This is a genomic window from Microbacterium sp. MF43 (genome assembly GCF_012847295.1).
GTDB lineage: Bacteria > Actinomycetota > Actinomycetes > Actinomycetales > Microbacteriaceae > Microbacterium.
The window spans coordinates 355,182-379,827 of sequence record NZ_JABBDY010000002.1; the positions used below are offsets into that span (position 1 = coordinate 355,182).

A 24,646-nucleotide genomic window follows, 5' to 3' on the forward strand; every position below is an offset into this window, starting at 1 on the left:
CGGCGCCCTAGGCAGCCGGGCCCGGGCGCGTGGTCGCGCCCAGATGCGACGCGAGCACCTCGACCACCCGCTCGGCAGCGTGTCCGTCGCCGTACGGCGCAGCATCCGTCGTCGCCGGACGCGGACGGGTCACGCCGGCGGCGATCTCGGCGGCCGTGTTGGCCAGCACGTTCCATCCCAGCTGGACGGTCTCGACCCATTCGGTCTCGGTGCGCACGGTCGTGCAGGGCACGCCGAGCAGGAACGCCTCCTTCTGGAGCCCTCCCGAGTCGGTCACCACACCGGCGCTCGACAGGACCGCCGCGATGAGGTCGGGGTACGCCAGCGGCGCGTGCGCCACGAGCGCACCCTGCGTGAGGCTGATGCCGTGCGCGGCCGCCTTCGCGACCACGCGGGGGTGCGCGAGCAGGACCACCGGCCGATCGAGGCTCGCCAACGCGGCGGCGATCTCGGCGAGCCGGTCGGGGTCGTCGGTGTTCTCCGCGCGGTGGATGGTCGCGACGTAGTAGCCGCCGGCCTGGACCCCAAGACCGGCGATCAGCGGCGAGGGGCGACCAGCGAGCGAGTCGCGCACGTCGAAGAGGACGTCGGTCATCACGTCACCCACGAGAACGGTCCGCTCGGCGAGCCCCTCTCCCGCGAGATGGTCGACGGCGACCTGGGTCGGCGCGAGGAGGAGGTCGGCGGCGTGGTCGGTGAGCACACGATTGTGCTCCTCCGGCATGCGGCGGTTGAAGCTGCGAAGTCCCGCCTCGAGGTGCGCGACCGGAAGATGGAGCTTCACCGCGCTGAGAGCGGCCGCGACCGTCGAGTTGGTGTCGCCGTATACCAGAACCCAATCCGGCTGCTGCGCGTCGAACACGGCGTCGAGCGCGGCGAGCATCGCGCCTGTCTGCACACCGTGCGACCCGCTGCCCACACCCAGATGCACGTCGGGCGCGGCAATGCCCAGGTCCTCGAAGAAGACGTCCGACAGCATCGGGTCGTAGTGCTGGCCGGTGTGCACGATCACGTGATCCACGTCGGCTCCGGCCGCCGCTCGGGCGATGGGGGCGAGCTTGACGAACTGGGGGCGGGCGCCGACGACGCTGACGATCTTCACGGGGACCAAGTCTACGGGCCGACTCTCGGCCTTCATCGCGGGCTTGATAGCCTGGAACAGTGCGCATCCTCGTGGTCACGCCCTGGTTCCCCACCGCGGATGCCCCGGAATCCGGGCTGTTCGTCGCTCGGGAGGCCGCCGCGCTCGGGGACGCGCACGACGTGCGTGTGCTCCACCTCGACTGGTCCGGTCGGAGGGATCGCGAGAGCCGAGCCGCCGGGTCCGCGGCGGTGCGACGCCTGGCGCTGACCCGCGCGAACCCGTTGGACTACCTTCGTGCGCGGCGGGCGGTGCGCCTCGCCGCCGCAGACGCGGATATTCTCCACACCCATGCCCTGACCGGCCTGCTGCCGTGGCTGCGCGGTCGTCCCGCCCCCGTGCCCTGGGTGCATTCCGAGCACTGGTCCGCCCTCACCGCTCCCGACACCCTCGGTCCGTTCGGGCGCCTCGCGCTCGCCGTCCTCGCACCGGCGCTGCGCGGCCCCGACGTGGCCGTCGCAGAGTGCGAGCGGCTCGCCGCAGCGCTGCGCACCAGGCGCAGCGGACCGGTGGCCATCGTCCCGTGCATCGTCCCCCCGCCCGGCACCCTCACCCCCCGACCGCCCGGCGCTCCCGCGCTGATCGGAATCGGCGGTCTCATCGACCGCAAGGATCCGCTTCTCGCCGTTGAGACGCTTGCGGTCTTGCGCGAGCGGGGCCTCGACGCCCGACTGACGTGGGTCGGCGAAGGACCGCTCAGGGCCGCCGTGGCCACGCGCGCACAGGCGCTCGGCCTGAGCGATCTCGTCACGCTGCGCGGCAGCCTGACCTCCGAGGAGGTGGCGCGGGCCATCGACGAGTCGAGCATGCTCGTGCTGCCGACTCGCGCGGACAACTTCTGCGTCGTCGCCGCCGAGTCCCTCACACGTGGTCGACCGATTGTGAGCGGCGACCAGACGGGGGCGGTGGACTACGCGCACCCGAGCGTGAGCCGATTCGTCTCCGAACGCTCCGCGTCGGCCTTCGCCGACGCGGTCGAGTCGGTCCTGCGGGAGTCCTCGAAGCTCACGGCTGAGGAGATCTCGGAGACCGTCCGCGACCGCTTCTCGCCTGCGTCGGTCAGCACCGCGCTCACCGGGATCTACGCACAGGTCCACGCGTGAGTGCCGCCAGGGTCGATCTCGTCATCCCGATCCACGACACCGCCCGTCCGATCCGTCGCGCCGTGGCGTCGGTCCTCGAGGGGACGATCGCCCCGGTGCGCGTGACCGTGGTGGCCCACAACGTCTCGCAGGCCGAGATCGCCCGCGGCCTCGGCGCCTACGCGACCCACCCGCAGGTGCGGCTGCGAGAGCTCCACGACGGCATCCGCAGTCCCGCGGGGCCCTTCAATCTCGGTCTGGACGCGGCGACGGCGCCCTTCACCTCGGTGATGGGGTCCGACGACACGCTGGAGCGAGGCGCCGTCGACGCCTGGCTCCGCGTCGCCGACCGCGAGCGCGCCTCGGTGGTGATCGCACGGCTGCGGCACGCGTCCGGCCGTCCGGTGCCGACGCCGCCCGCGCGGCCACTGCGCACGACGGCCCTCGACGGCGTACGTGACCGGTTGTCCTACCGGTCCGCGCCCCTCGGGCTGGTCTCTACGGCCGCCTTCGGATCTCTCCGGTTCAGCGTCGGAAGATCGGTCGGCGAGGACGTCTCCTATGTCACGCGCCTGTGGTTCTCGCCGGAGCGAATCGCGTACGCCCGCCGCTCCCCCGCCTACCTCCTCCACGACGACGGACCGGGCCGGACGACAGTGACGTCACGACCGATCCGCGACGAGCTCGCCTACTTCGACGATGTCCTCGGCACGGAGTGGTTCGGTCTCCTTTCGGCCGCCCAACGCAGCGCGTTCTGCGTCAAGGCGATCCGGATCCACCTGTTCGGAGCCGTCGCGAATCGTCCTGACCCGACGACATGGACCGCCGGGGAGCGCGCCGACCTGCGCGAACGCGCCACGCTCGTCCTCGCCGCCGGCGGAGGGACCGAGCGCGTGCTCTCACGATCCGACCGCCACCTGCTGGACGCGATCCTGGATCCCGGCGTCCCTGCGGCAATCCTCGTCGAGGCGGCACGGCTTCGCCGGCGGCGCACAGCGCCCTCAGCCCTCGTGCCTCGCCGCCTGAGGTATGTCCTCGACCGGGAGGCGCCGCTGCGCCTCTCGGCGGCGTCCGCGCTTCAGCTGATCTGAGCCGACGCCGCCAGCCGGTCGATCGCGCGCTCCCAGATCAGCACCTGGCTCTCACTCGAGAGCTCCTTCGCATGGGAGTGGGCCGAACGTTTGAACGCCTCCACACCGGTCGGCGTCAAGGCGTCGACAGCCGCCGTGAGCGACTCGGCCCCGAAGTCCTCGGTCACCGTTCCGAGGCCGAAACGCCGCACGTAGTCGGCCATCTCGGGAGATGGCCCCACGATGATGCCCAGGCGCGCCTGGACGTAGTCGAAGACCTTATTGGGCAGCGCCCACCGGTTGTTGAAGTTCACCGGAGGGAGGATATGCACGCCGACGTCGTATCCGCGAAGGGTCGCGGCGAGCTGGTCGTACGGAACAGGATCGTGGACGCGGATCCGGCCTCCCGAAACCGACGCCGCCCGCGCGAGCTCGTCGAGGTAGGCGGCGTCGTTCTTCGTGAGATAGAGGTCCAGTGTGGCGCTGCGCGAAGCGCGGACTCCGGCCAACAGCGTGTCGAGATGACGGTTGCGCAGCGCAGCGCCGGAGTGGACCAGGCGCAGCGGCTCGTGGACGGGGGTCGGCGCGACATCGGCGAACGGCGCGGCGTTCGTCACGACATCCGGCGCGAACCCGAATCGCCGCTCGTACTCGCGGGCGAGACCACCGCTGACGGTAGACCACGACGTCGCGCGTGCGACGAACTTCCGGCACATCCACTCGATGAACGGCTTCACGAAGAGCCGGAACCGCAGCATCTCTTCATGCTGGCGTGGAGAGTACTCGTGCAGGTCCGCATGGACTCCGCCACGCGGCCGGAGCGAGAGCGCGAGGCCGACGGCGTCGACGTCGTCCGCGAGGACGATGTCGAACCGCCTCCCGGCGAGCCCCTCCCGCGCGAAGGCGACGGCGCCATTGCCCCAGTAGGCACGACGGTACTGCCGGGCGATGACGAGAGGCCTCGAGTAGCGCCACACCGCCAGCTCCGAGGGCACTTCGACGTGGGATGCCACTCCCTGCGGGGCGGGGCCGTAGCCGCACGTGGTGACGTCGTACCGATCACGGAACGCGGCGACCTGCTTGAGGACCCGCGCGTCGGACGCGATCGGGGAGAACGACAGGATGAGCAGCTGCTGCTTGGTCATGAGGGCGATCCCACTTCCGCGACGATTTCGGCTGTGAGCCGGGCGTTGGCCTCGGCATCGCAGAGCCGCTCCCACACCGCCATCGGTGTGTAGCGGGGGCGCTGCGCGACGACCTGTGCGATCGCGGCCGCGAGCTGATCGGCAGTGACGTCCGGTGCGACGAGCCGGCCGGAGCCGAGTTCCTCCCCGACGATCTCGCCGGTGCCGCCGACATCCGTGGCGACGACGGGGATGTCGAAGGAGAGTGCCTCCATGATGCTCACCGGCACACCTTCGGACGAACTGGCATTCACGAAGACATGCACCCCCTCGGTCCGGTAGAACTCCATGAGACTCTCGTGATCCGCCTGGCCCTTCAGCTGCACCTCAAGCGATCCCGGAGCACGCTCCGCCGCCGCCGCGACTTGGGCCAGCCGGGGCCCGTCGCCGAAATGCACCCAGCGGACGCGCCGCCCGCTCGCAGCCAGGCTCGCCGCGGCATCCAGGATCAGGTCCACCCGCTTGATGACGGTGACCGACGAGCAGCTGACCAGAACGAGAGGGTCGGACTCTCCGGGTGCCGCACCCCGGCCGCGGCGCGTCGTCCCCAGCCGGGCGATGCGGACACGATCGGACGCGAGCGCCGGATACCGGGAGCGGACGTATTCGGCGCCGTCGTCCGAGATGGCGAGGACGGCATCCGCGCTGCCGTAGACGGCACGACGGATGGGGAGCCCGGGCCCGGGTGGCTCGTAGAGGTCGTAGCGATGCACGCGAACGACCGCGGCCTCGGCGTCCGGACGAAGCCACGGGACGGCAAGACCGGCCCCCATCGCCCAGAAGGCGTAGACCCGCGTCGAGCCTTCCGGGTGCCGGAGCAGCCCGCGCACGCGCCGATCGCCGGCGATCGTCATCCCCACGACGGACGCCTTGACGTCGAGCATGAGGGCCGCGCGTCCACTCCTCCAGCGGATCGCCTTCAGCGCCCGGACGAGCCGCGGCCACGAGAGGAGAGCGCGCAGCTTCGCCGTGCGGGACGCCCCATAGGCGTTGCCGAGATGATGGACGCCCGGCGGCAAGGGCAGGGGCGACTCGGCCCGCGGGCTGAAGTTCAGCACGTGGACCTCGTCGAACTCGGCTCGGAGCGCGTCGATCTCCGACGCGACGAAGACCGCGTCCCCTGCCGGGATCGGGTACTGGTTCGTGATCAGCAGCAGCCGCCGTGGCCCTGCACCTCTGGCGTCGTCACCGCGCATCGCCACCCGCCTCGGCGGCGAGGGCGTCGATCGCCCGCTCCCACACAGGCAGCTGCGACTCGGCGGAGAGCTCGTATGCGTGCGCGTGCGCCGCGGCCTTCCACCCGGCCACCGACTCCGCGTCCAGGGCGTCGAGAGCGGCCGAGAGGTCGTCGGCCGCGAAGCCGTCGGTGACGACGCCGAAGCCCAGCGACTCCACGTAGGCCGCCATCTCGGGGGACGGCCCGACGACGACTCCGAGCCGGGCCTGCGCGTACTCGAACAGTTTGTTCGGCAGCGCCCACGCGTTGTTGAAGTTCGTGGGCGGCAAGACGTGCACGCCCACATCGTAGGTGTTGAGCCGGCCGATCAGCTCCTCATAAGGCACCGGGTCGAGGACGCGCGCGCCGGGAATCTCGGCGGCGCGCTCCTTCAGCTCCGCGAGGAAGTCCGGGTGATTCGGCGTGAGGATGAGGTCGAGGGTGGCATCGGCCGTCGAAGCGGCGAACGCATCCAGCAGGACGTCGAGCCGTCGGTTCCGCAGGCACGCGCCGCTGTGCACAAGCCGGATCGGCGTATCCACGGGAGACGGCGACAGATCGGTGAGCGGCGCGGCGTTGGTCACGAGCTCGGGGACGAACCCGAACTCCTCCTGATATGCCCGGACGATCCCTGGGCTGACCGTGGTCCACGAGGAAGCGCGACGGACGTAGCGACGGCACACCCAGCGATGGAACGGTGCGATCCGGCGCTTCCACGCCGGGAGCTCTTCGTTCAGCCGCGGGGTGAACTCGTGGAGGTCGGCGTGAACCCCGCCGCGCGGCCGCAGCCACAGCGCAACCGGCACGGCCTCCGTCTCGTTCGCCAGGGCGACGTCGTAGGAATCCCGCGGAACGTGCCGCCTGACCCAGGCGACCGCCGAGATCCGCCAGTACGCCGCCTGGTACCAGCGCAACGTGATCAGACGGCCGTTGAGGTCCTGGTAGTCCGCCGAGCGCGGCATCTCGAAGTGCGCCGCCACTCCGTCCGGGGCCGGGCCGTAACCGCAGGTGGTCACCTCGTACCGGTCCGAGAACAGCGCGATCTGCTTCAGCACCCGTGCATCAGTCCGCAATGGGGAGAACGAGAGGATCAGCAGTCGCGGGCGGGTCAGCACCTCACGAGTCTACGAGGCCTCCCGCCCTCAGACGGGCAGGAGGTAGCGAGCGTAGCGCCGCAGGGTCGACTCCCGGTCAAGGGTGCCGCGCATCGATGGAGCGAGCAGAGTGTCGACGCGCCGAGGAGGAGCGGATGCTGCCTCCCGCGCCGCTTCAGGATCGCCGTGGCGGAGCAGTTCCAGGATGCGGGAGTCGTACCGGTTGAACGGGCGCCGCCAGCTCGCCGACGCGCGGTCGAACTCGTCCAGGAGGGTCGTGAACGACGTGCGGTCGGCGTCGTCGAAGCCCGCGCCGGCAATTCGGTTCCGCAGCGCACCGAGGACATGGATGCGCGCGAGCTTGATGACCACAGCCCGCCGCGCCGCGGCATCCAGCTCGTGGAACCACGCCAGGCGCACCAGCCGCCGCGAGGCAGCGAGTTCGCTCTCGACGGGGCGCACGACCAGGGTGGTGCGCTGGACCGCATCGTCGTGGACGACGTACGCCGGCCGGCCGGCGGCGAAGTCGATCCGCCCGCCGCCGAACCACAGCCGGATTCCCAGCTCGAGATCCTCGCCGACCTCGAGCCCAGGCGTGTAAGGGGCCGCGGGGTCCGGGAGTGCGTCACGCCGGATGAGGCCGAAGGGGGCTGTGCGATAGCTCAGCCGATCGCGGACCCCGTCGAGGCGACGGTGGCGGAAGGGCCGGGTGAGTGGCGCGTGGATCGGGCGCCCGTCCTCGGGGCGGAGGGGTGCGACGAGTACGTCGGAGCGGTTCCGGCGGGCCTGCGCGTGCCAGGCGTCGAGCGCCCCCGCTTCGAACGTGTCGTCCGAGTCCAGCCGGGAGACGTACTCTGCCGTCGCCGCGGCGAAGCCGACGTTGGCCGGACCGGCAGCGCTCGGCCGCGGGTCCGCGCACTCCAGGATCCGCACTTCCTGCCGTCCTTCGACGAGAGGGGCGATCGCCGACGCCGGGATGCCGTGGCACACAACCGTGACTCGCACGGTGGCGCTCCGCGCACCGGACAGCGCCGACTCGACGGCGCGCCCCAGCGGCCGGTCCGCCCGGTGCACCGGCACCACGACGTCGATGTCGGGACGCCGGCCAGAAGCGGTCTCGCTCACGCCAATCCCGCGAGTCGCGCCTGTTCCGCGAACTCGGGATGCTCGCCGATCACGCTGTCGAAGGTCCCGCGACCCGCGATCCTGCCGTCTCTCATGAACCAGACCTCGTCGTTGTCGCGAATGGTCGAGAGGCGGTGCGCCACCGAGATGACGGTCACCTCGTCGTGGAGCTCGCGGATTGCCGCACTCACGCCTGCCTCCGTGGCCGTGTCGAGCGAGCTGGTCGCCTCGTCCAGCACCAGCACCAGCGGGTCCGCGTAGAGAGCGCGCGCGATGCCCAGACGCTGACGCTGCCCGCCAGAGAGCTTCATCCCTCGGTCGCCGATGTGACCGTGGATACCGCCGACGCGCGTTTCGACGACGTCGAGGACATGCGCGCGGCGCAGGGCGTCACGGACCTTCTCCTCATCGATCTCGGCATCCCAGGTCAGCGCCACGTTCTGGGCGACTGTCCCGTCGAACAGAGCGACGTCCTGCGGGACGTATCCGACCCGGCCGCGCCACGCGCCGAGCACGTCGGCGAGGCTCTGATCGTCCAGCCGGATCTCCCCATCCGTTGGCTCCAGGAGTCCGAGGAGCAGGTCTATCAGCGTCGACTTGCCCGCGCCCGAGGAGCCGACGATTCCGAGGGACGAGCCCAGCACCACCGTCCCCGACAGTCCGCGCACGGCCGGAGTATCGGACCCGGGGTAGACGAACGACACGTCGTCGAAGACGAGAGCGCGGGGCGTGCCGACGATGGGGTCGTGGCCGACCTGCTCCGCGTGGGCGAGGTACCGTTCGGCGTCGTTGATGTCGCGGATGACCGCGTTCACGTGCGGGATGTTGGCGGTCATCTGGTTGATGAGGGACTGGAAGCCGGTGATCGAGGGAACGAGCCGGAAGCCCGCGACGCCGAAGAGTGCGACCGCCGAGATGGCCCCCGCCATGCCGCCGAAGATGTAGGCGGACCCGCCGACGAGGATGAACCCCCCGACGAGCGACACGTCCAGGACGAAGCGGGGAACCCCGGAGAGGAAGCTGATGTTCGCGCGTGCGCGCGAGGTGAGCACGCGATTGCGATGCACGACCGCCGCCACTTCGCTCGACTTCCCGCGGAGCGTGATCTCCTTCAGCGCGCCGACCATGTCCGTGATGAGCGATGCGACGCGCAGCGAGTAGTCGCGGTTGATCACGCCCGCCTTGATCGTGCGCTGCGACAGCACGACATAGAGGAGCAGGGCGACCAGCCCGAGGTAGACGACCGTGACGACGGCGGTAACGGGCTGCACGAACGCGATCACCACGACGACGCAGACCGCGGTCGTCACGAGTGCCGGCATCGACATGAAGGGATTGAGAAATCCGCTCGTCACGTTCCCGATGCCGACGTCCGCGAGGCGCACGAGGTGCGACGTGTTCCGCTTGAGCCGCTCGGTCCAGGGGGCGCGGATGTATGCGTCGAACAGGCGATCACCGATCTCCAGCTCGAAGACCGACATCCGGCGGGTGGCGCGCCACTGCAGGAGCACGGCGAGCACCGACTTGATCAGGATGAGGCCGCACACGATGAGCAGGATCCACACATAACCCGAGGGCGGGATCGTTCCGATGAACGGCAGCCGGATCGGAGCCGACTGCACCATCGCCGTGAGCGAGACGGCAAGCAGCATCAGCGCGGCGACATCGAGCAGGGCGAGGGCCGACGTGACGACCGAGTACGTGCGGATGTAGCGCCGCGCATTGCCCGGAAGGTACGGGACGATGCTGCGGTAGGCCGCGAAGATCTGCTTCAGCTGTCCGTCCACCTTCCCGTGCCCGTGGGCGCCGATATCGGTCCGGCGCTGATCACCGGGTTCCGACGGACGATTGTCCCATAGCCAGCCGGGAGAACCCTCCACCAGGGGTGCGCTCAGCTGTGGTCCGAGTCCGTCCCGACCCGGCGGGCGCCGTCGACGATGATGCGGGCGGGAACCCCGACGAGAAGGCTGTACGGCGGCGCGACCGTGCCCTGCTTGACCACCGCGCCGGCACCGACGATCGAGTGCGCGCCGATGTCGCAGCCCATGAGGACGACCGCGTTCGCACCGACGTGCACGTTGCGCCCGAGCCGCGTCGCGGCGCGCTCGATCGGAAGGGCGCGATCGGTCACGCACCGCGCGACCGTCGAGTGGGTGTAGATCTGTGCCCCGGAGGAGATGTCGCACCCGTGCTCGATGGTCAGGCCACCGCTGCCGTCCACGACGGTGAAGGCCCCGATCCACACGTCGTCCTCGATGACCGGCTGGCCGACGATCCACGCCAGCGGATTGTACGGATTCGGCGGGAGCGTGCCGGCGGCAGGCGTCGGGGCGTCAGTGCTCACGACGGGTCCTCGATTCAGGCTACGGCGGCCGCGATGTTATGGTGCCTTGGGCAGTGGAAGTCTACTGTCCCGACGATTCTCCGGGGTTTGCATCCATGTCTCTCACGTCCAAGTCCGTGCTCGTGACCGGCGGCGCCGGCTTCATCGGCAGCCACCTCGTCGATCGTCTCATCCGCGAGTCGCCGTCGCGGGTGACCGTGGTCGACAGCTTCTTCCTCGGGAGCATGGAGAACCTGGATGCTGCGCGCGCGGCCTTCCCCGACCTCGAGGTCATCCGGCACGACGCCTCCGACCTGGCAGCGATGCAGGACATCGTCACGGCTCGTCAGGTCGACACGCTCTTCGACCTGGCCGTGATCCCCCTCCCCACCTCCTTGACGTACCCCGCGTGGACGGTTCAGACCAATGTCGGGATCGCGACGACGGTGTGCGAGCTCGCGCGCCGCGACCTCATCGGTCGCCTGTTCCACCTGTCGAGCTCGGAGGCCTACGGCTCGGCTCGGTACATCCCGATGGACGAGGACCACCCCCATGACTCGATCACCCCGTACGCGGCGAGCAAGAGCGCCGCGGATCGCATCATCGAGTCCTACGTCCAGACTTTCGAGATCGACGCGACGGTCGTGCGCCCCTTCAACAACATCGGGCCCCGGCAGAATCCCGGGTCGTACGCGGGCATCGTCCCGATCGTGATCCAACGGGTGCTCGCGGGCCAGCCGATCGAGATTTTCGGCGACGGCGAACAGACCCGCGACTTCATCTTCGCCCCTCAGACGGCCGACCTCATCGTCGCCGTCCACGACGCACCCGAGTGCCGCGGTCAGGTCCTCAATGTCGCCAGCGGGACCGAGACCTCCGTCAACGACCTGGTCCGCCGCATCCTCGCCCTCATGGACGCACCCGATCACCCCGTGGTCTACGGGCCGGACCGCCCGGGCGACGTGCGCCGCCATCTCGCCGACGTCAGCAAGATGCGTCAGCTGCTGGACCGCGAGCCACCCACGCTGGACGACGAGGCGCTCGCACAGACGATCGAGTGGTACCGCGGAGTCCTCGCGTGAGACTGAACGTCCCGCTCCTGGACGAGGACGAGCTCGACGAGATCCGCTCCGTCCTGTCCTCGGGGATGCTCACCCAGGGCGCCCGCGCGAAGGACCTGGAACAGGCGGTACGCGCTGTCGCCGGAACCCCGCATGCCTCGGCCGTCAGCTCGGCGACGACCGGCCTGCATCTGGCCCTCGTGGCTCTCGGCGTCGGCCCGGGCGACGAGGTCGTGATGCCCGCGTTCAGCTTCCCCGCGACGGCCAACGTCGTCGTGCAGCTGGGCGCAACTCCGCGGTTCGTCGACATCGACCCGGCCACCTTCAACCTCGACCCGGGCCTGCTGGAGGCCGCGATCGGCGAGCGCACCGCGGCCGTGATGCCCGTGCACGCCTTCGGACTGTGCGCCGACATGAACCCGATCGTCGAGATCGCCGATCGGCACGGACTCCCGGTCCTGGAGGATGCCGCATGCGCGCTCGGCGGTGTCTACCACGGGCGCCCGGCCGGATCGCTCGCCACCGCGGGAGTCTTCTCCTTCCATCCCCGCAAGATCATCACCACGGCGGAAGGCGGGATGATCACCACCGCCGATCACTCGCTCGCCGAGCGGATCGATGTGCTGCGCGCCCACGGCGCCGTCCGCGGCGAGCTCTTCATGGAGTTCGTCGACGCCGGGTTCAACTACCGTCTGAGTGACGTCCATGCCGCCATCGGCGTCGCGCAGATGCGCAAGTTCGACAGCATCCTCGCTGGTCGCCGCGCAAATGCCGCCGCGCTGTCCGAACTCCTCGCGAACATCCCCGGCGTGCAGACTCCCGTCGTGCCGGACGGCGTCGAGCACACGTACCAGTCGTACGTCGTGATGCTCGACGACGTCATCGACCGCGACCAGGTCATCCGCTCGATGCGCGCCCACGAGATCGAGACCACACTGGGAACCTACGGCATGCATCTGCAGCCCTACTTCGTCTCGCGGTTCGGCGACACGAGCGCGGTCCTCCCCCACGCGACCCGGGCACACCGGCAGGCACTCACGCTCCCGCTCTATCCCCAGCTGGACGCATCCGACCTCACCGCGATCGCCGCTGCCCTTCGCGCCTCCACGGCGGCCAGCAGCCGATAGTGGCCAGCGTCTCGCATACCGTCGTCCGGCGCCAGCGCCTCCTCCGCGGGCTGGCCTACGGTGCCGGCCGGCTCTTCGCCCGTGTCGGGCGTCGTGTCAGCTGGATCGTGGGGGCCGAGGAGATCGCGGGCATGGTCTCGCACATCGGAGAGGCGATCCCCGACTCCCTGACGGTGATCAGGCGCGCCCACGCGTTCTACCAGGACCGCTACGACGTCATCATCCAGCGCGACGACGCGCGCCTCGAGGTCTGGCGCCGGCTGTATCTCGGTCCCCTGGTCCTCGGCTGGTGGCTCGCGCGCGCCGACGGGGTGATCTACGTCGGTGCGGCGGGGTTCCTGGACGCCGACGACGAGCGTGAGGAGGAATTCTCGTTCGTCCGGGGTCGCGGAAGGGCCGTCGTGTGCTGCTTCACCGGGACCGACATCCGATCACCGGCGCTGATGACTGCCGAGGCGGCTCGCACCGGGGTCGCGAACATCGGTTCGATCCAGTTGGCCCAGGGAGCCCCTTACGACGACCCCGGTTACGAGGAGCAACGGCGACGGCGTGCTGAGGTCGCCGATCGCCTCGCATCGGCCGTGCTGACCGCCAGGATCGACCAGCTGTCGTATCTGACGACTCCGACCGAGCCGTTCCTGTATTTCTACCCCGACGCGAAGTTCGTCCCCGGCACCGACAAGTTCGACGACCTCACCCCGGTGCGGGTGCTCCACGCGCCGTCCAACCCGGAGCTCAAGGGGACGGCGATCGTCCGGGCGGTGATGGAGCGCATCGCCCTCAGCCATCCGGGCGTGGAGTATCGGGAACTCTCGGGGGTGGGCAACGACGAGGTCGTCGCCGCTCTCGACCAGGCACACATCGTCATCAACCAGCTGCACGCGCAGATGCCGGGAGTGTTCGGGATCGAGGCGATGGCGCGCGCCTGCGTCATGGTCTGCAGCGCCGACCCCGCGATCGAGACAGACCTCCAGGACGCCGCCGGCGCGTGGGTCGTCGCCGGCCCGGATGATCTGGAGGCGCGCCTGCGCGACCTGCTCGCCAGCCCGGAGAACTGGAAGGAACAGGCGATGCGCGGGCTCGCCTGGTCCCGCGATCACGCGTCGGCGTCGGCGTCGGCGCGGTCGCTGAGCACGATCCTCGCCCGCGCGTCGGCGTCCGCTCGACGCTGACCTACGTCGCTCAGACCGGCGCGGTGCCGCGGGCGCTGCGCAACGCCGCTTCGACGACCTCGAGGGTCCGCTGACCCTGCTCCATGGTGACGACGTCGCTCTCCTTGCCGAGCACCGCGTCACGGAACGCCTCGTGCTCGACGCGCAGCGGTTCGCGCTTGACGAAGGCGTACCGCGTGACATCGCCTTCGGACACCCCGCGGAAGACCGTCATGGACTCCCACTCGAGAGGAATGGTGCCGTTCGCGAAGAAGGTGAGGTCGCCGGCGGACGTGTCCGCGACGAACGAGCCCTTCTCGCCGGTGACGATCGTGACGCGCTCCTTCATCGGGCTGAGCCAGTTCACGAGGTGATTCACGATGACCCCGTTGCGCAGGCGGCCCGTCATCGCGATCATGTCCTCGTACTCGCGGCCGCTCTTGAAGGTCGTCTGCGCCCACACGGACTCGTACTCACTCTGCGCCACCCACGACGTGAGATCGACGTCATGGGAGGCGAGATCCTTCGCAACGCCGACGTCAGCGATGCGCGCCGGAAACGGGCCCTGGCGGCGAGTAGCGATCTGGTAGACCTCGCCGAGATCTCCCGCGGCAATCCGTCGGCGAAGTTCCTGAAGCGCGGGATTGAACCGCTCAATATGTCCTACCGCCCCCACCAGGCCGGCTTCGCGGAAGGCGTCCACCATCCGCTGGCCGGCTTCGAGCGTGTGTGCGATCGGCTTCTCCACCAGTGTGTGCACTCCGGCTGCAGCGAGCTTGAGCGCTGCATCCTCGTGAAAGCGGGTCGGGACGGCAACCACGGCGATATCGATGCCAGCCGCGATCAGCGCATCGATGTCAGGGAGGATCTCGAGTCTTCCGGCGACACCGTGCGGGTCTCCCCCGGGGTCGGCGATCGCAACGAGCTCGACCCCGTCGAGCTCACGGAGGACGCGGGCGTGATGGCGGCCCATCATGCCGACGCCGAGCAGTCCGGCCCGCAGCGCGGCCATCAGGAACCCGCCCCCGCCACGGCGTTCACGGCCGACACGACGCGCTCGAGGTCGGCCTGCGAGAGCGAGGGGTGCACCGGAAGCGACACGGCTTCGCGGGCGGCCCTCTCGGTCTCGGGCAGGTCGAGGCCCGGCGCGAAGTGGGCCAGCGAAGGGAGGCGGTGGTTCGGGATCGGGTAGTAGACGCCACTGCCCACCGCGTGCTCCTCTTTGAGCGCGCGAACGAAGCCGTCGCGGTCATCGGACACACGGATCGTGTACTGGTGGTACACGTGGGTCGCGCCCGGCAGCACCGGCGGCACGACGACGCCCGCCAGGTTCGCATCGAGGAACGCCGCGTTGGTCTGGCGCGTCGCAGTCCAGGCATCCACCTTGGTCAGCTGCACACGACCGATCGCCGCGTGGATGTCGGTCATGCGGGCATTGAAGCCGATGACCTCGTTCTCGTACTGGCGCTCCATGCCCTGGTTTCTGAGCAGACGGGCGTTGCGGGCGATCTCAGCGTTGGCCGCCGAGATCATGCCGCCCTCGCCGCTGGTCATGTTCTTCGTCGGATACAGCGAGAACATGGCGAAGGCGCCGAAGGTGCCGACGGGGCGCCCGTCCAGGGCTGCCCCGTGTGCCTGAGCAGCGTCTTCGTAGAGGGCTACGCCGTGCTTGTCCGCGATCGCCTGCAGTTCGCGCATGTGCGCGGGGTGCCCATAGAGGTGCACCGGCATGATGCCCTTGGTCTTGGAGGTGATGGATGCCTCGACGGATGCGGGGTCGAGCGTGAACGTGTCCGGCTCGATGTCGGCGAAAACCGGTGTCGCGCCCGTGAGCGCGACCGAGTTCCCGGTGGCCGCGAACGTGAAGGACGGCACGATGACCTCGTCACCCGCACCGACGCCTGAGGCGAGGAGACCGAGGTGAAGGCCGGCCGTGCCCGAGTTCACGGCGACGACGGCACGACCCTGAACGAAGTGCTGCGAGAACTCCGCCTCGAATGCCGCGACCTCGGGGCCCTGAGCGACCATGCCGCTGCGCAGGACGCGATCGACGGCTTCGCGCTCGTCGTCGCCGATGATCGGCTTTGCCGGGGGGATGAACTCGCTCACGCGTTCTCCTCAGTCAGGAGTCCGTCGGACTCGATGTAGCGGGCGCCCGTGGTCGGGCAGATCCAGGGACCGTCGGGCGTCTCGCGGGTGAGTGGGACGCCCGCCTTGCCCACCCAGCCCAGCCGCTTGGCAGGTACGCCGGCGACGAGGGCGAAGGGCGGGACGTCTTTGACGACGACCGCGCCGGCGGCCACGGTCGCCCATGCACCGATCGTCACGGGCGCGACGCACGTGGCGCGCGCGCCGATCGAGGCACCCGTCTCGATCGTGACACCCACCGGCTCCCAGTCGTGGGCGCTCTTGAGTGAGCCGTCGGGGTTGATCGCGCGGGGGTAGGTGTCGTTGGTGAGTACCACCGCGGGACCGATGAAGACGCCGTCACCCAGTCGCGCCGGCTCGTAGACGAGGGCGTAATTCTGGACCTTGCAGTTGTCGCCCAGGTGGACGCCGGTGCCGACATAGGCGCCACGGCCGATGATGCAGTTGCGGCCGAGCACGGCCTTTTCACGGACCTGCGCCAGATGCCAGATCGACGAGCCGTCGCCGACGGTCGCGTCGGGTGAGACATCTGCGGAATCGACGATGCGCACGGCGGAAGAGGTGGTCACGATGGGGGCTCCTTGCATCGGGCGGTCAGGCGGACTGCGATGCGTCCTTCAGTCTACCTGGGGCGTGTCGGGCCCCGGGAAACCGGCGGTTGTCGCTGCAGCAGCGGCGGCGGCGGCACGATCGCCGACGGCGGCCAGCGAGACGTTCTCGCGCGCCCATCCCGCTCGGCGTGCCCGGAGTCGGTCAGTCTCGCCGGATGCGTGGGAGTCCAGCAGCGCCCTCATGCCCTCGGCCACCGCTTCCGGCGTGAAGTCGACCGCGAGCCCCAGACCGGCGTCTCGCACAAGCGCCCCACCCACGTCGGCGCCGGCGAAGAGGACCGGCGTCCCGCAGGCAGCCGCGGCATAGGTCTTCGTCGGGCGCGCGAAGTCGTAGCCGATGCCTGGCGCGATGGAAACGAGGGCCGCGCAGGCGCCGCGGATCCAGGAGGCCGAGTGTGCAGGATCGACGACACCGCCGAACTGGACGCGGCCGGGGACGAGTTCATCGGCCAGCGCACGCAGCTGGGATTCGACGGCTCCCTGGCCGAAGAACCGCAGACGGAGCTCGGGGAACTCGTGCGCGAGCGACGCGAAACCCCTGATGAACACATCAGGCTGCTGCCATTCCGACATGGTGCCGGTGTAGACGAAGTACGACTCTCCGGATGGGGCGATGGTGTGGACATCGGGACGGAACACGGTCGTGTCGATCCCGTTGCCGACCGTGACGATCCTGTTCGGGTTCGCACCGAGCTGGACCAATCGCTCGCTGACCTCGTCCGACACCGAGAGTACGACCGCCGCGCTGCGGAGCACCGCGCGCTCCATCCATCGCATGAGGCCGACGACGGGCCTCGGCGCACCCATGGAGATGACGCCGTCCGTCCAGACGTCGGCCGCGTAATAGACGAACGGGCGCCGCCGCAGCGCCGCCGCCAGGCGCACCATCATTCCCGTCGTCGGGGGGGACTCGGCGACGGCGAGATCCCACGACCGTGCGAGCAGGCGGAGAAGCAGGGGGCCGTCGAAGCTCGCGTACTGGAGGTAGCCGCGAACGTTGCCGCCGCGATCGCGCAGGACGGGCCAGCGCAGCACGCGGAGATCGGCGTCGTCCGCCGCCGGCGCGTGCGCCGGCGGACGGCTTGTGATCACCGTCACCTCCGCCCCGAGACGGACGAGTCCGCGGGCGAGAGCGTTCAGCCGGAAGGCCCCGGCGCTCACCTCAGGCGTGAACAGCCTCGAGGCGAGAACGATGCGCGGACCCCCCACCGCGTCAGGCATCTTCACCATCGCCGTCAGCATCCTCGTGCGTCGGCGGCGAGGACGGTGCACGTAGCGGCGAGTCCTGTCGGTGCGGCTCCTCGATGCGGCGGATCCTCTCGTCGTGCACGGCAGCGCGCTCGGCCAGGACCCGGAGCTTCTCTTCGATGCGCGTGAGTTCGGCGCCGTACTGAAGACTCACCAGGAAGAGGAGGCCGATGGCGATGAAGAAGACGAGGTTCGTGGGGATGGCGATACCGAGGACGCCTGCGACCCAGGTCAGCGTCTGAGGGAACACGGCGACAATCAGCGCCAGCACGCCTCCGACAAGCCACCACACCGCATGACGCTCGCGGAGCGTGGAGCGCCGCATGAGCTCGACGATCGCGAGGACGGCCAGGAGCGCCGCGACGATGCCGAACGCGTACGTGACGGGATTCATCGGTCGCCTCCGTCGGGGACAGCGACCCTCGGACGGATCAGTGCGAGCAGGAAGGCGAGTCCCGCGCGCAGAAGATAGACGGTCGCCCGTGCAGCGTTGTGCGAGGGTTCGCCCGCTTGCCGAGCCCGCATCGCCACCGGCACCTGAGTGATCCGCAGCCCCGCTCGCGCCGCGATGACCAGAGCCTCGACCGTGTCGCCCAGATACTCCGCCGGGTACGTGTGTGCGAAGAGGCGCACGGCCGCGGGCCCCGTGGCCTTGAACCCGCTGGTCACATCGCTCAGCCGGTGACGCGCGACCCGGCTCACCGCCCACGCGAGCAAGCGCATGGCCCAGCGACGTGGTCCTCGCGCGCTGTAGTCCCCCACGCCGGCGAAGCGCGCGCCGATCACGATGTCGTGTTCGGCCAGACCGGCGATGAGCGCGGGCAGATACCGGACGTCGTGCTGGCCGTCAGCGTCGACCTGCACCACGACGGTGTGGCCGCGGTCGCGCGCGTAGCGGAAGCCGGCCCGCATCGCGCCGCCCACACCGAGATTGAACGGAAGCTCGAGAACGGTCGCACCCGCCTCTCGAGCGATGCTCGCCGTCGCGTCCGACGAGCCATCGTCGACGACGAGGCACTCGGCCTCGGGCACGGCGGCACGGATGTCGCGCACGACGATGCCGACGGACTGCTGCTCGTTGAGCGCGGGCACCACGACGAGGAGTCGCTGCTCTTGGGGTGGCATGTCACGCGATCCTATCCTCGGTGCCGTCACGGCCGTCATGAGCACGCCGTGATTCGCCACAGCGACGCCTCCCCTTCACGGTCTACGAGCTCGAAGCCCGGCTGACCCGCGAAATCGCTCATGCCCGGCAACTCGTAGCGTCCCGGCAAAGGGTCACCATCGCCGAAATCGAGGACGAAGTCGGGCGAGCCGTAGGCTTCGAGAGCCGCGCAGACCTCCGCGTCGCGCGCGGCATCGCGCAAGCCGTCTTGGATCGTCCTCCATTCGGCCGACGCTGGATGAGACCACGTCCGTGGAAAGACGTCCCGACCCGACAGCGTGTACCCGAAGCCCGTTCCGGTCGACGGATTGCCGATGACGCGCTCGTCCTGGCCCACGGACTCATCCAATCGTTCCAGCAGGGCGCGCTCATCGTCGGACAGATACTCTTCGGTCGCGTAACGCGACTCCGCATCGAACGTCCCTTGGGTGATGGCACCCATCTGAATCACGGGCGCGACCGCGAACCATACCGCCATGAGCACGCCGACGACGACCAGAGCCCACCGGGTGGCGAAACGCTCTGCATCCCTGCCTTCGCGCCCCGAGATCGCAGTCGTCGCCCATATCGCCACGGCCGTGAGTCCGATCGCGGCGAGCGGAAGCGCCGTGACCGGCAGGAGCGCGGCGATCCGATAGGGGTCGGCGTACCAGGCACCGAGCAGCCATCTGCGAACGAAAGGCTGTCCCACAGCGGCGACGACGAAGTAGAGGAAGGTGAGGATGACCCAGGCCGTCGCGAGCCAGCGGAGCGATCGGCGGCGCGCCGAGACGATAAGTCCGATGAAGGTGAGAATGCCCACCCCGACGGCCGGAGGCAGCAGGACATGCCCGTTCAGCAGGATGTCTGCCACGACCTGCAGCTTGCCGCGGAACGGCGGCCAGTGAGAACCGGTCGTGCTGCGGGCGAGCGCGAACCACAGTCCGACGAAGATGCCGCCAGCCAGCGCGATGAGGACGGTGACCCGCAAGCGATGGCGGCGATCACCTTTGCGATGGTGGACCGCCCACCAGATGAGTGAGCTCATGCCGATGATCGCCCATGCCAGGAGAGTGGAGGGTTGAGACAGAGCCAGGGCTGCGGCGCTCGCCAGCAGCAGGATCCCGACGAGGACGGCCGCGGGGCGGCCGTCCTCGAGCGGTCCCTCGCCGCGGATCCAGCGTGGCGCGGCGACGACGACCCCGGCGGCAGCCGGAAGGAGCGCCACGGAGAGCGCGTACGGATACAGGACGCCCCATTGCACCATCAGCATGGGGAAGACATGCATCGACCCGGCCAGCGCCGCCGCGATGGCTGCGGGTGCGACCCACGGATGTGCGGCCTGATGCGTGAACCAGGCGATCCCCAGCGGCCACACGAGGGCCACGATCACGAGCGTCACCATGTTGGCAGCGACGGGGATGGCAGCACCCGAAGTCATCGCCGCCATCGAAGCGAGTGCGTGCCAGGCAGACGGATAGAAGCCTCGACCACCGACGACTCCGCTCATCTGCAGAGACGAGGCGCTGCCCGTGTCGAGGATGTATCGGATGCCATTCAGGTGGAAGACCGCGTCGTTCGTCTGCGAAATAGCCTGCGGGTCCTGGACGTAGACGATGAATCGGGCCGCGGTGAAGGTCACGCCGATGGCGATGCCTGCTGCAAGGAGCCACCTCGCACGAACATCGTGCGGATGGGCGGGCGGACGCCGGCCGAGCCATCGGCCCGCAAACCACGCGACCACGGCGACGACGAGGACACCGAGGCCGACCGCCCACGGAGTCCACGGAATCCCGACCGCGCCGTAGGCGATGGCAAGACCGCCCAGGAGGGCGGTGCTGCCGAGCGGCGCGAGCGCCCACAGCGCAAGACCTCGCAGCCGTAGACCTGCGCCAACGACCAGGCCGGGAACGAGAACGACGCCGAGTGCCGCGAGAAGCGACGGCGCCGCATCGAGCCACGCACCCGGCGTCACGATCCCACCAGAGAGATCGCCCCTTCGACGGGGCCGTCGTAGACGACCTCGCCCTTGCTGATGACGACGCCGCGGGTGCAGAGCTCGCGCACCATCTCCATGTCGTGGCTCACAACGACGAGGGTCTTTCGCGCCTGAATGAGCTCCTGGAACTTCAGGCGACACTTCTCTCGGAAGGGAGCGTCGCCGACGGACAAGATCTCATCCACGAGGAGAACGTCGAGCTCGACGTGAATGGCCACCGAGAACGCCAGTCGCATGAACATGCCGGAGGAGTAATGCTTGACCTCCTGATCGATGAACTCCTCGATCTCACTGAACGCGACGATCGCGTCGTAGCGCGCTTCGATCTCCTTGCGGCTCATCCCGAGGATGGCGGCGTTGAGGAACACGTTCTCACGACCCGACAGCTCGGGATGGAAGCCGGCTCCCACCTCGATGAGCCCGGCGACGCGCCCGCGAGTGAGGACCTCTCCGCCGTCGGGCTGCATGACGCCGGAGATGAGCTTGAGAAGCGTCGACTTGCCCGACCCGTTGAGTCCGAGGATGGCGACCGACTCGCCTTCGTCGATGGTCAGGTCGACGCCCTTCAGCGCGTCGAACGAGCTGGTGAGCTTGCGCCCGCGGATCCAGCTCACGACGGTGTCCTTCAGGGAGAACGCGTGGTTGAGCGTGAACGTCTTGCGGGCGTCACGGACGATGACGCTCGGGCGAGGAGCAAGGGTCTCGGTCATAGGTCCTGAGCGAACCTTCCTTCGAGGCGTCGGAAGACCTGCTGACCGACGGCGATCGTGGCGACCACGATGAGGAACGTCCACAGCGTGTTGATGCCGAGCATCGGCGGTACGGGCAGCTCGGTGTCGGTGATGGGGTACCAGAAGGCGTAATGGAACAACTCGACCGCCTGTGTGATCGGGTTGAGCATGTAGACCTCGAGAAGCCAGGGCGGCAGCACCTGGGCGACCATCGTCCACGAGTACAGGACGGGCGATGCCCACGTCGCCAGCAGGAGCAGGAGCTCCACGATGTTCTCGGCGTCGCGGAAACGGACGTTGAGCGCTCCGAAGAACAGGCCCAGTCCGAGCGAGAAGAGCATCACGAGGAGCATTCCGACAAGGATGGCGAGGATGCCGAGCACGCTCAGCTTCACGAGCCAGCCGAAGAACAGGCAGACGATGAGGAGCAACGCGACCTGGGGCAGGAAGTGGATGAACGCCACGAACACCGCCGACACCGCGAACAGCTGGCGCGGGAGATAGACTTTGCGCACGAGCGCGGCGTTGCCCACGATCGAGGTGGTCGCGTTCTTGAAGCCCTCACTGAAGAGGTTGATGACCACGATCCCCGAGAACAGGTAGATCGCGTAGTTCTCGATTCCGCGGTTCAGGTCGAGGAAGACCCCGAGCACGACGAAGAACACGAGGAACTGAGCGGCCGGGCGAACGTAGGACCACGTCCATCCCAGGATGCTGTTCCGGTACCGGGTGGTGACCCCGGTGCGGACAAGCAGTCGCAACAGGTAGTGCCACCGGAAGACATCGAGCAGTCCGCGGCTCTGTCCGGGGACGTCGAAGCTCGCGCGGGGCACCGCGGCAAAATGGTCTCGGGTCTCGGACACTGGCCTACTCACTCTGCGGCGATGATCACCGTCTGCTCAAACTCCCCCATCCTATGCCAGGGCCACTGGTCGTCACCTGACAGTCGTACGTCCCGTGGCCGAGTCGTACGTGACGGTGCCCGACTGGAAGACCTGACTGATCAGCGTGCCGGTCGTCGTCGCTGCGGCGGTCGGGTAACCGAGTCGCACAGCTCCGAGCCGGTTCCACTCCTTTGCGATCGGAGCCGGGATCAGCCTCGCACCCGTAGCAGGCGAGTAGCCGATCGTTCCGAGTTGCGAGACCATCAGGCATCCGTCGCGCACCATCCCGCACCGAGGATCGCTTGCAGGCCAGCCCAGAGCTCCGCCGCCGCCCCCGGCGGCGCGATACGCCTCGAGGAATGCGCCCGACCGCAAAGCCACTGCACCGGACGGCGAAGTCACGACCGCACCCGCCGTGAAGTCCTGGGTCACTCCTCCGCCGTTACCCGCAGAGGCTGTTGCTGCCGACTTGGGATACCCGAGCGCCTGAGCGCCGACGCGGTTCCAGACTGCGGCCCCCGCGGCGGGCACCAGCACCGCTCCGGAGGCGGGTGAGTAGCCGACTGTTCCGTGCTGGAACACCATCAGACATCCGTCCCCCACCATCCCGCATCGAGGGGAACCGGCCGGCCATCCCCAAGCGCCCGCAGGACCGCCGGCGGTGGCGTATTGGGAGGCCATGACGCCGGGCGCCATGTGTACGGCGCCGACCGGGGACGCCCACAGCGTGCCACGGGTGAACTCCTGCATCGATCCGCCGCCATTCGCATCGACGAAGGTCGCCGGTGCGACAGGGTATCCGACGATCGTCGCACCCAGCCGGTTCCAGGCTTGGGCGAGATCGGGAGTGATGGTCATCGCGCCGGAGGCGGGTGAGTAGCCGACCGTCCCGCGCTGGAACGGCATGAGGCATCCGCCGTCCACCATCCCGCATCGCGCAGCCTGCGTCGGATAGCCGACGGCCGCGGCACCTACCCGATTCCACTCGACGGCAAGGGCGGGCGGAATGAGGACCGATCCGGTCGCCGTGGAGTGCCCGACGGTCCCATGCTGAGCTATGAGAAGGCATCCGTCGTCGATGAGGCCGCACCGCGGCTCCGATGTGAGCCATCCCCACGGACCCGCAGGACCCCCGGAGTTGAAGTAGTCCACCCGCAGAGCGCTCGTGGCGATGCCAACGGCCCTCGCAGCGCCGTCCTTCCACCAGATCGTCCCCTTCTGGAACGCCTGCAGGTACCCACCGCCGTTGGCCGCGATCCGGACCTCGCGGGCGCTGGGGCTGCCGAGAACACCGTCAGAGCCGCCGAGGCGCTCCCACTCAGCGTCAACAGCAGGGCGGAGGTTGTAACGCGTGGACCCGAACCAGTCGGTGAAGTAATTGTAGAAGTTGCGGTTGCCATAGGACGAGCAGCTGTCGCCGGTGCCGTAGCCCGCGCGCAGGGCCGCCGCATTCGGCTGATAGGGCGTGTAGTAGTAGAGGTTCGCGGTCGCCTGGTTCTGGATCGTGACCTTCGAGGTGCCACACCCGGAGTTCGGGTGGTACAGCACGTTCCAGGTCTTGCCCGGCGCGTACCAGGTGAAGAACTGGCTGGTGCCAGGCGGGTTGGCATATCGCTTCAGTTGCCACGCCCCACCGAAGACTTGGTTGAAGAAGCCGTAGTACCGCGTGTCGCACGCTGCCGTGTCTGGGCACCCCTGCCCCATCGCCGCGCGATAGGCATAGGACGAGGGAGCGGTCGAGGTAACCAAGCCCTGCTCTTTCTGCAGCATGACCACCAGCACCTGCGGATTGATGCCGCACGCCTGCGCGACCTTGTAGATGATTCGAGAAGCACGCTCACGCGTGCCGCCGGCGTACGCTCCGCACATTGCGTCACCGGCGATGGATCGGGTGGTGTCGTAATAGTCCTTCAGGCAGGTGTAACCGGCTCGGCACGACGTGACCTTCGCCTGGAGGAAGCTCTGAATCTGTGCTTCGGTCATCGTGCCGCGGTTGAAGAAAACGTCGTCTTCGATGATGCTGCCCGCGGCGAATCCACTCAGGTCTGCGGCGGTCTGGACGGCAGCTGCCGCCCCGCCCTGCTCAACGGATAGCCCCGCTGTGGTTGGCTGCGACGCTCCCGCAGAAGCCGGAACCGACACACCAACGACGATCGCCGCCACGATCATCAACACCGACAGCTTCACCCTTGAGGGCGCACGCACGCCACTCCACATAGCCCCCACCATGTGACCAGTGTGACGGAAGTGGCCAATGATGACAACACTCGCGCGATATCCGATCACCGACACGCGCTTCGCGGCGAG

At 68.9% G+C, this 24,646-nt stretch carries 22 protein-coding genes; 5 read left to right on the plus strand and 17 right to left on the minus strand.

Annotated features, from left to right (window positions below):
• Positions 1-7: 7 nt before the first annotated feature.
• A complete protein-coding gene (gene wecB / locus HF323_RS06005; protein ID WP_169581677.1) occupies positions 8-1,102 on the minus strand; it encodes a UDP-N-acetylglucosamine 2-epimerase (non-hydrolyzing) in 1,095 nt (364 codons plus the stop codon).
• Positions 1,103-1,161: 59 nt separating this feature from the next.
• Between wecB and HF323_RS06010 the strand changes: the two genes are divergently transcribed.
• Complete coding sequence (locus HF323_RS06010) at positions 1,162-2,244, plus strand: glycosyltransferase family 4 protein (protein WP_169581678.1); 1,083 nt, start codon at positions 1,162-1,164, stop codon at positions 2,242-2,244.
• Positions 2,241-3,314, plus strand: coding sequence for a glycosyltransferase family A protein (locus HF323_RS06015; RefSeq protein ID WP_169581679.1), 1,074 nt, complete (start codon positions 2,241-2,243; stop codon positions 3,312-3,314). Before HF323_RS06010 ends, HF323_RS06015 begins: the two co-directional genes overlap by 4 nt.
• Here the strand turns inward: HF323_RS06015 and HF323_RS06020 are convergent.
• The 6 genes from HF323_RS06020 to HF323_RS06045 all read right to left on the minus strand — a co-directional run bounded on the left by HF323_RS06020 (position 3,302) and on the right by HF323_RS06045 (position 10,256).
• Positions 3,302-4,438, minus strand: a complete 1,137-nt coding sequence (locus tag HF323_RS06020) for a glycosyltransferase family 1 protein (protein WP_211160320.1) — start codon at positions 4,436-4,438, stop codon at positions 3,302-3,304. The two genes, HF323_RS06015 and HF323_RS06020, sit on opposite strands and share 13 nt — an antisense overlap.
• Positions 4,435-5,673 (minus strand): glycosyltransferase, encoded by a 1,239-nt coding sequence (locus tag HF323_RS06025; RefSeq protein WP_169581680.1) that lies wholly within the window; start codon positions 5,671-5,673, stop codon positions 4,435-4,437. Before HF323_RS06025 ends, HF323_RS06020 begins: the two co-directional genes overlap by 4 nt.
• The gene (locus tag HF323_RS06030) at positions 5,663-6,808 is read right to left on the minus strand and encodes a glycosyltransferase family 1 protein (RefSeq protein ID WP_188241653.1); all 1,146 of its coding nucleotides are present in this window, start codon (positions 6,806-6,808) and stop codon (positions 5,663-5,665) included. The genes HF323_RS06025 and HF323_RS06030 overlap by 11 nt, the downstream gene beginning before the upstream one ends.
• A gap of 27 nt (positions 6,809-6,835) precedes the next feature.
• Positions 6,836-7,912, minus strand: a complete 1,077-nt coding sequence (locus HF323_RS06035; RefSeq protein ID WP_169581681.1) for a glycosyltransferase family 2 protein — start codon at positions 7,910-7,912, stop codon at positions 6,836-6,838.
• Positions 7,909-9,699 (minus strand): ABC transporter ATP-binding protein, encoded by a 1,791-nt coding sequence (locus HF323_RS06040; RefSeq protein WP_317451006.1) that lies wholly within the window; start codon positions 9,697-9,699, stop codon positions 7,909-7,911. The genes HF323_RS06035 and HF323_RS06040 overlap by 4 nt, the downstream gene beginning before the upstream one ends.
• 104 nt (positions 9,700-9,803) lie before the next feature.
• Positions 9,804-10,256 (minus strand): acyltransferase, encoded by a 453-nt coding sequence (locus HF323_RS06045; RefSeq protein ID WP_169581682.1) that lies wholly within the window; start codon positions 10,254-10,256, stop codon positions 9,804-9,806.
• Between the two features lie 95 nt (positions 10,257-10,351).
• On the opposite strand from HF323_RS06045, the gene HF323_RS06050 reads away from it, so the two are divergent.
• Genes HF323_RS06050 through HF323_RS06060 form a run of 3 tightly spaced genes read left to right on the plus strand, consistent with a single transcriptional unit; the run spans position 10,352 to position 13,595 of the window.
• Positions 10,352-11,317 (plus strand): NAD-dependent epimerase/dehydratase family protein, encoded by a 966-nt coding sequence (locus HF323_RS06050; RefSeq protein WP_169581683.1) that lies wholly within the window; start codon positions 10,352-10,354, stop codon positions 11,315-11,317.
• The gene (locus HF323_RS06055) at positions 11,314-12,423 is read left to right on the plus strand and encodes a DegT/DnrJ/EryC1/StrS family aminotransferase (RefSeq protein WP_169581684.1); all 1,110 of its coding nucleotides are present in this window, start codon (positions 11,314-11,316) and stop codon (positions 12,421-12,423) included. The genes HF323_RS06050 and HF323_RS06055 overlap by 4 nt, the downstream gene beginning before the upstream one ends.
• A complete protein-coding gene (locus HF323_RS06060) occupies positions 12,423-13,595 on the plus strand; it encodes a glycosyltransferase (RefSeq protein WP_169581685.1) in 1,173 nt (390 codons plus the stop codon). The genes HF323_RS06055 and HF323_RS06060 overlap by 1 nt, the downstream gene beginning before the upstream one ends.
• Positions 13,596-13,605: 10 nt before the next feature.
• Here the strand turns inward: HF323_RS06060 and HF323_RS06065 are convergent, their stop codons facing one another.
• The 10 genes from HF323_RS06065 to HF323_RS06110 form a co-directional block, all read right to left on the minus strand.
• The gene (locus HF323_RS06065) at positions 13,606-14,586 is read right to left on the minus strand and encodes a Gfo/Idh/MocA family oxidoreductase (RefSeq protein WP_169581686.1); all 981 of its coding nucleotides are present in this window, start codon (positions 14,584-14,586) and stop codon (positions 13,606-13,608) included.
• Positions 14,586-15,683, minus strand: coding sequence for a DegT/DnrJ/EryC1/StrS family aminotransferase (locus HF323_RS06070; protein ID WP_169581687.1), 1,098 nt, complete (start codon positions 15,681-15,683; stop codon positions 14,586-14,588). Before HF323_RS06070 ends, HF323_RS06065 begins: the two co-directional genes overlap by 1 nt.
• A complete protein-coding gene (locus HF323_RS06075; RefSeq protein WP_317451007.1) occupies positions 15,680-16,291 on the minus strand; it encodes an acyltransferase in 612 nt (203 codons plus the stop codon). Before HF323_RS06075 ends, HF323_RS06070 begins: the two co-directional genes overlap by 4 nt.
• Positions 16,292-16,339: 48 nt before the next feature.
• Positions 16,340-17,563 (minus strand): glycosyltransferase family 4 protein, encoded by a 1,224-nt coding sequence (locus HF323_RS06080; protein WP_223169211.1) that lies wholly within the window; start codon positions 17,561-17,563, stop codon positions 16,340-16,342.
• Entirely contained in the window at positions 17,547-17,975 is a 429-nt protein-coding gene (locus tag HF323_RS06085) for a DUF2304 domain-containing protein (RefSeq protein WP_169581689.1), read from the minus strand. The genes HF323_RS06080 and HF323_RS06085 overlap by 17 nt, the downstream gene beginning before the upstream one ends.
• Positions 17,972-18,706: a glycosyltransferase family 2 protein gene (locus tag HF323_RS06090; RefSeq protein WP_169581690.1), complete on the minus strand. Its 735-nt coding sequence runs from the start codon at positions 18,704-18,706 to the stop codon at positions 17,972-17,974. The genes HF323_RS06085 and HF323_RS06090 overlap by 4 nt, the downstream gene beginning before the upstream one ends.
• 35 nt (positions 18,707-18,741) lie before the next feature.
• Complete coding sequence (locus tag HF323_RS06095; RefSeq protein WP_169581691.1) at positions 18,742-20,700, minus strand: DUF6541 family protein; 1,959 nt, start codon at positions 20,698-20,700, stop codon at positions 18,742-18,744.
• Positions 20,697-21,434, minus strand: coding sequence for an ABC transporter ATP-binding protein (locus HF323_RS06100; RefSeq protein ID WP_169581692.1), 738 nt, complete (start codon positions 21,432-21,434; stop codon positions 20,697-20,699). Before HF323_RS06100 ends, HF323_RS06095 begins: the two co-directional genes overlap by 4 nt.
• Positions 21,431-22,318: an ABC transporter permease gene (locus tag HF323_RS06105; RefSeq protein WP_317451008.1), complete on the minus strand. Its 888-nt coding sequence runs from the start codon at positions 22,316-22,318 to the stop codon at positions 21,431-21,433. The genes HF323_RS06100 and HF323_RS06105 overlap by 4 nt, the downstream gene beginning before the upstream one ends.
• A gap of 72 nt (positions 22,319-22,390) precedes the next feature.
• A complete protein-coding gene (locus HF323_RS06110) occupies positions 22,391-24,631 on the minus strand; it encodes a hypothetical protein (RefSeq protein WP_169581693.1) in 2,241 nt (746 codons plus the stop codon).
• Positions 24,632-24,646: the final 15 nt, after the last annotated feature.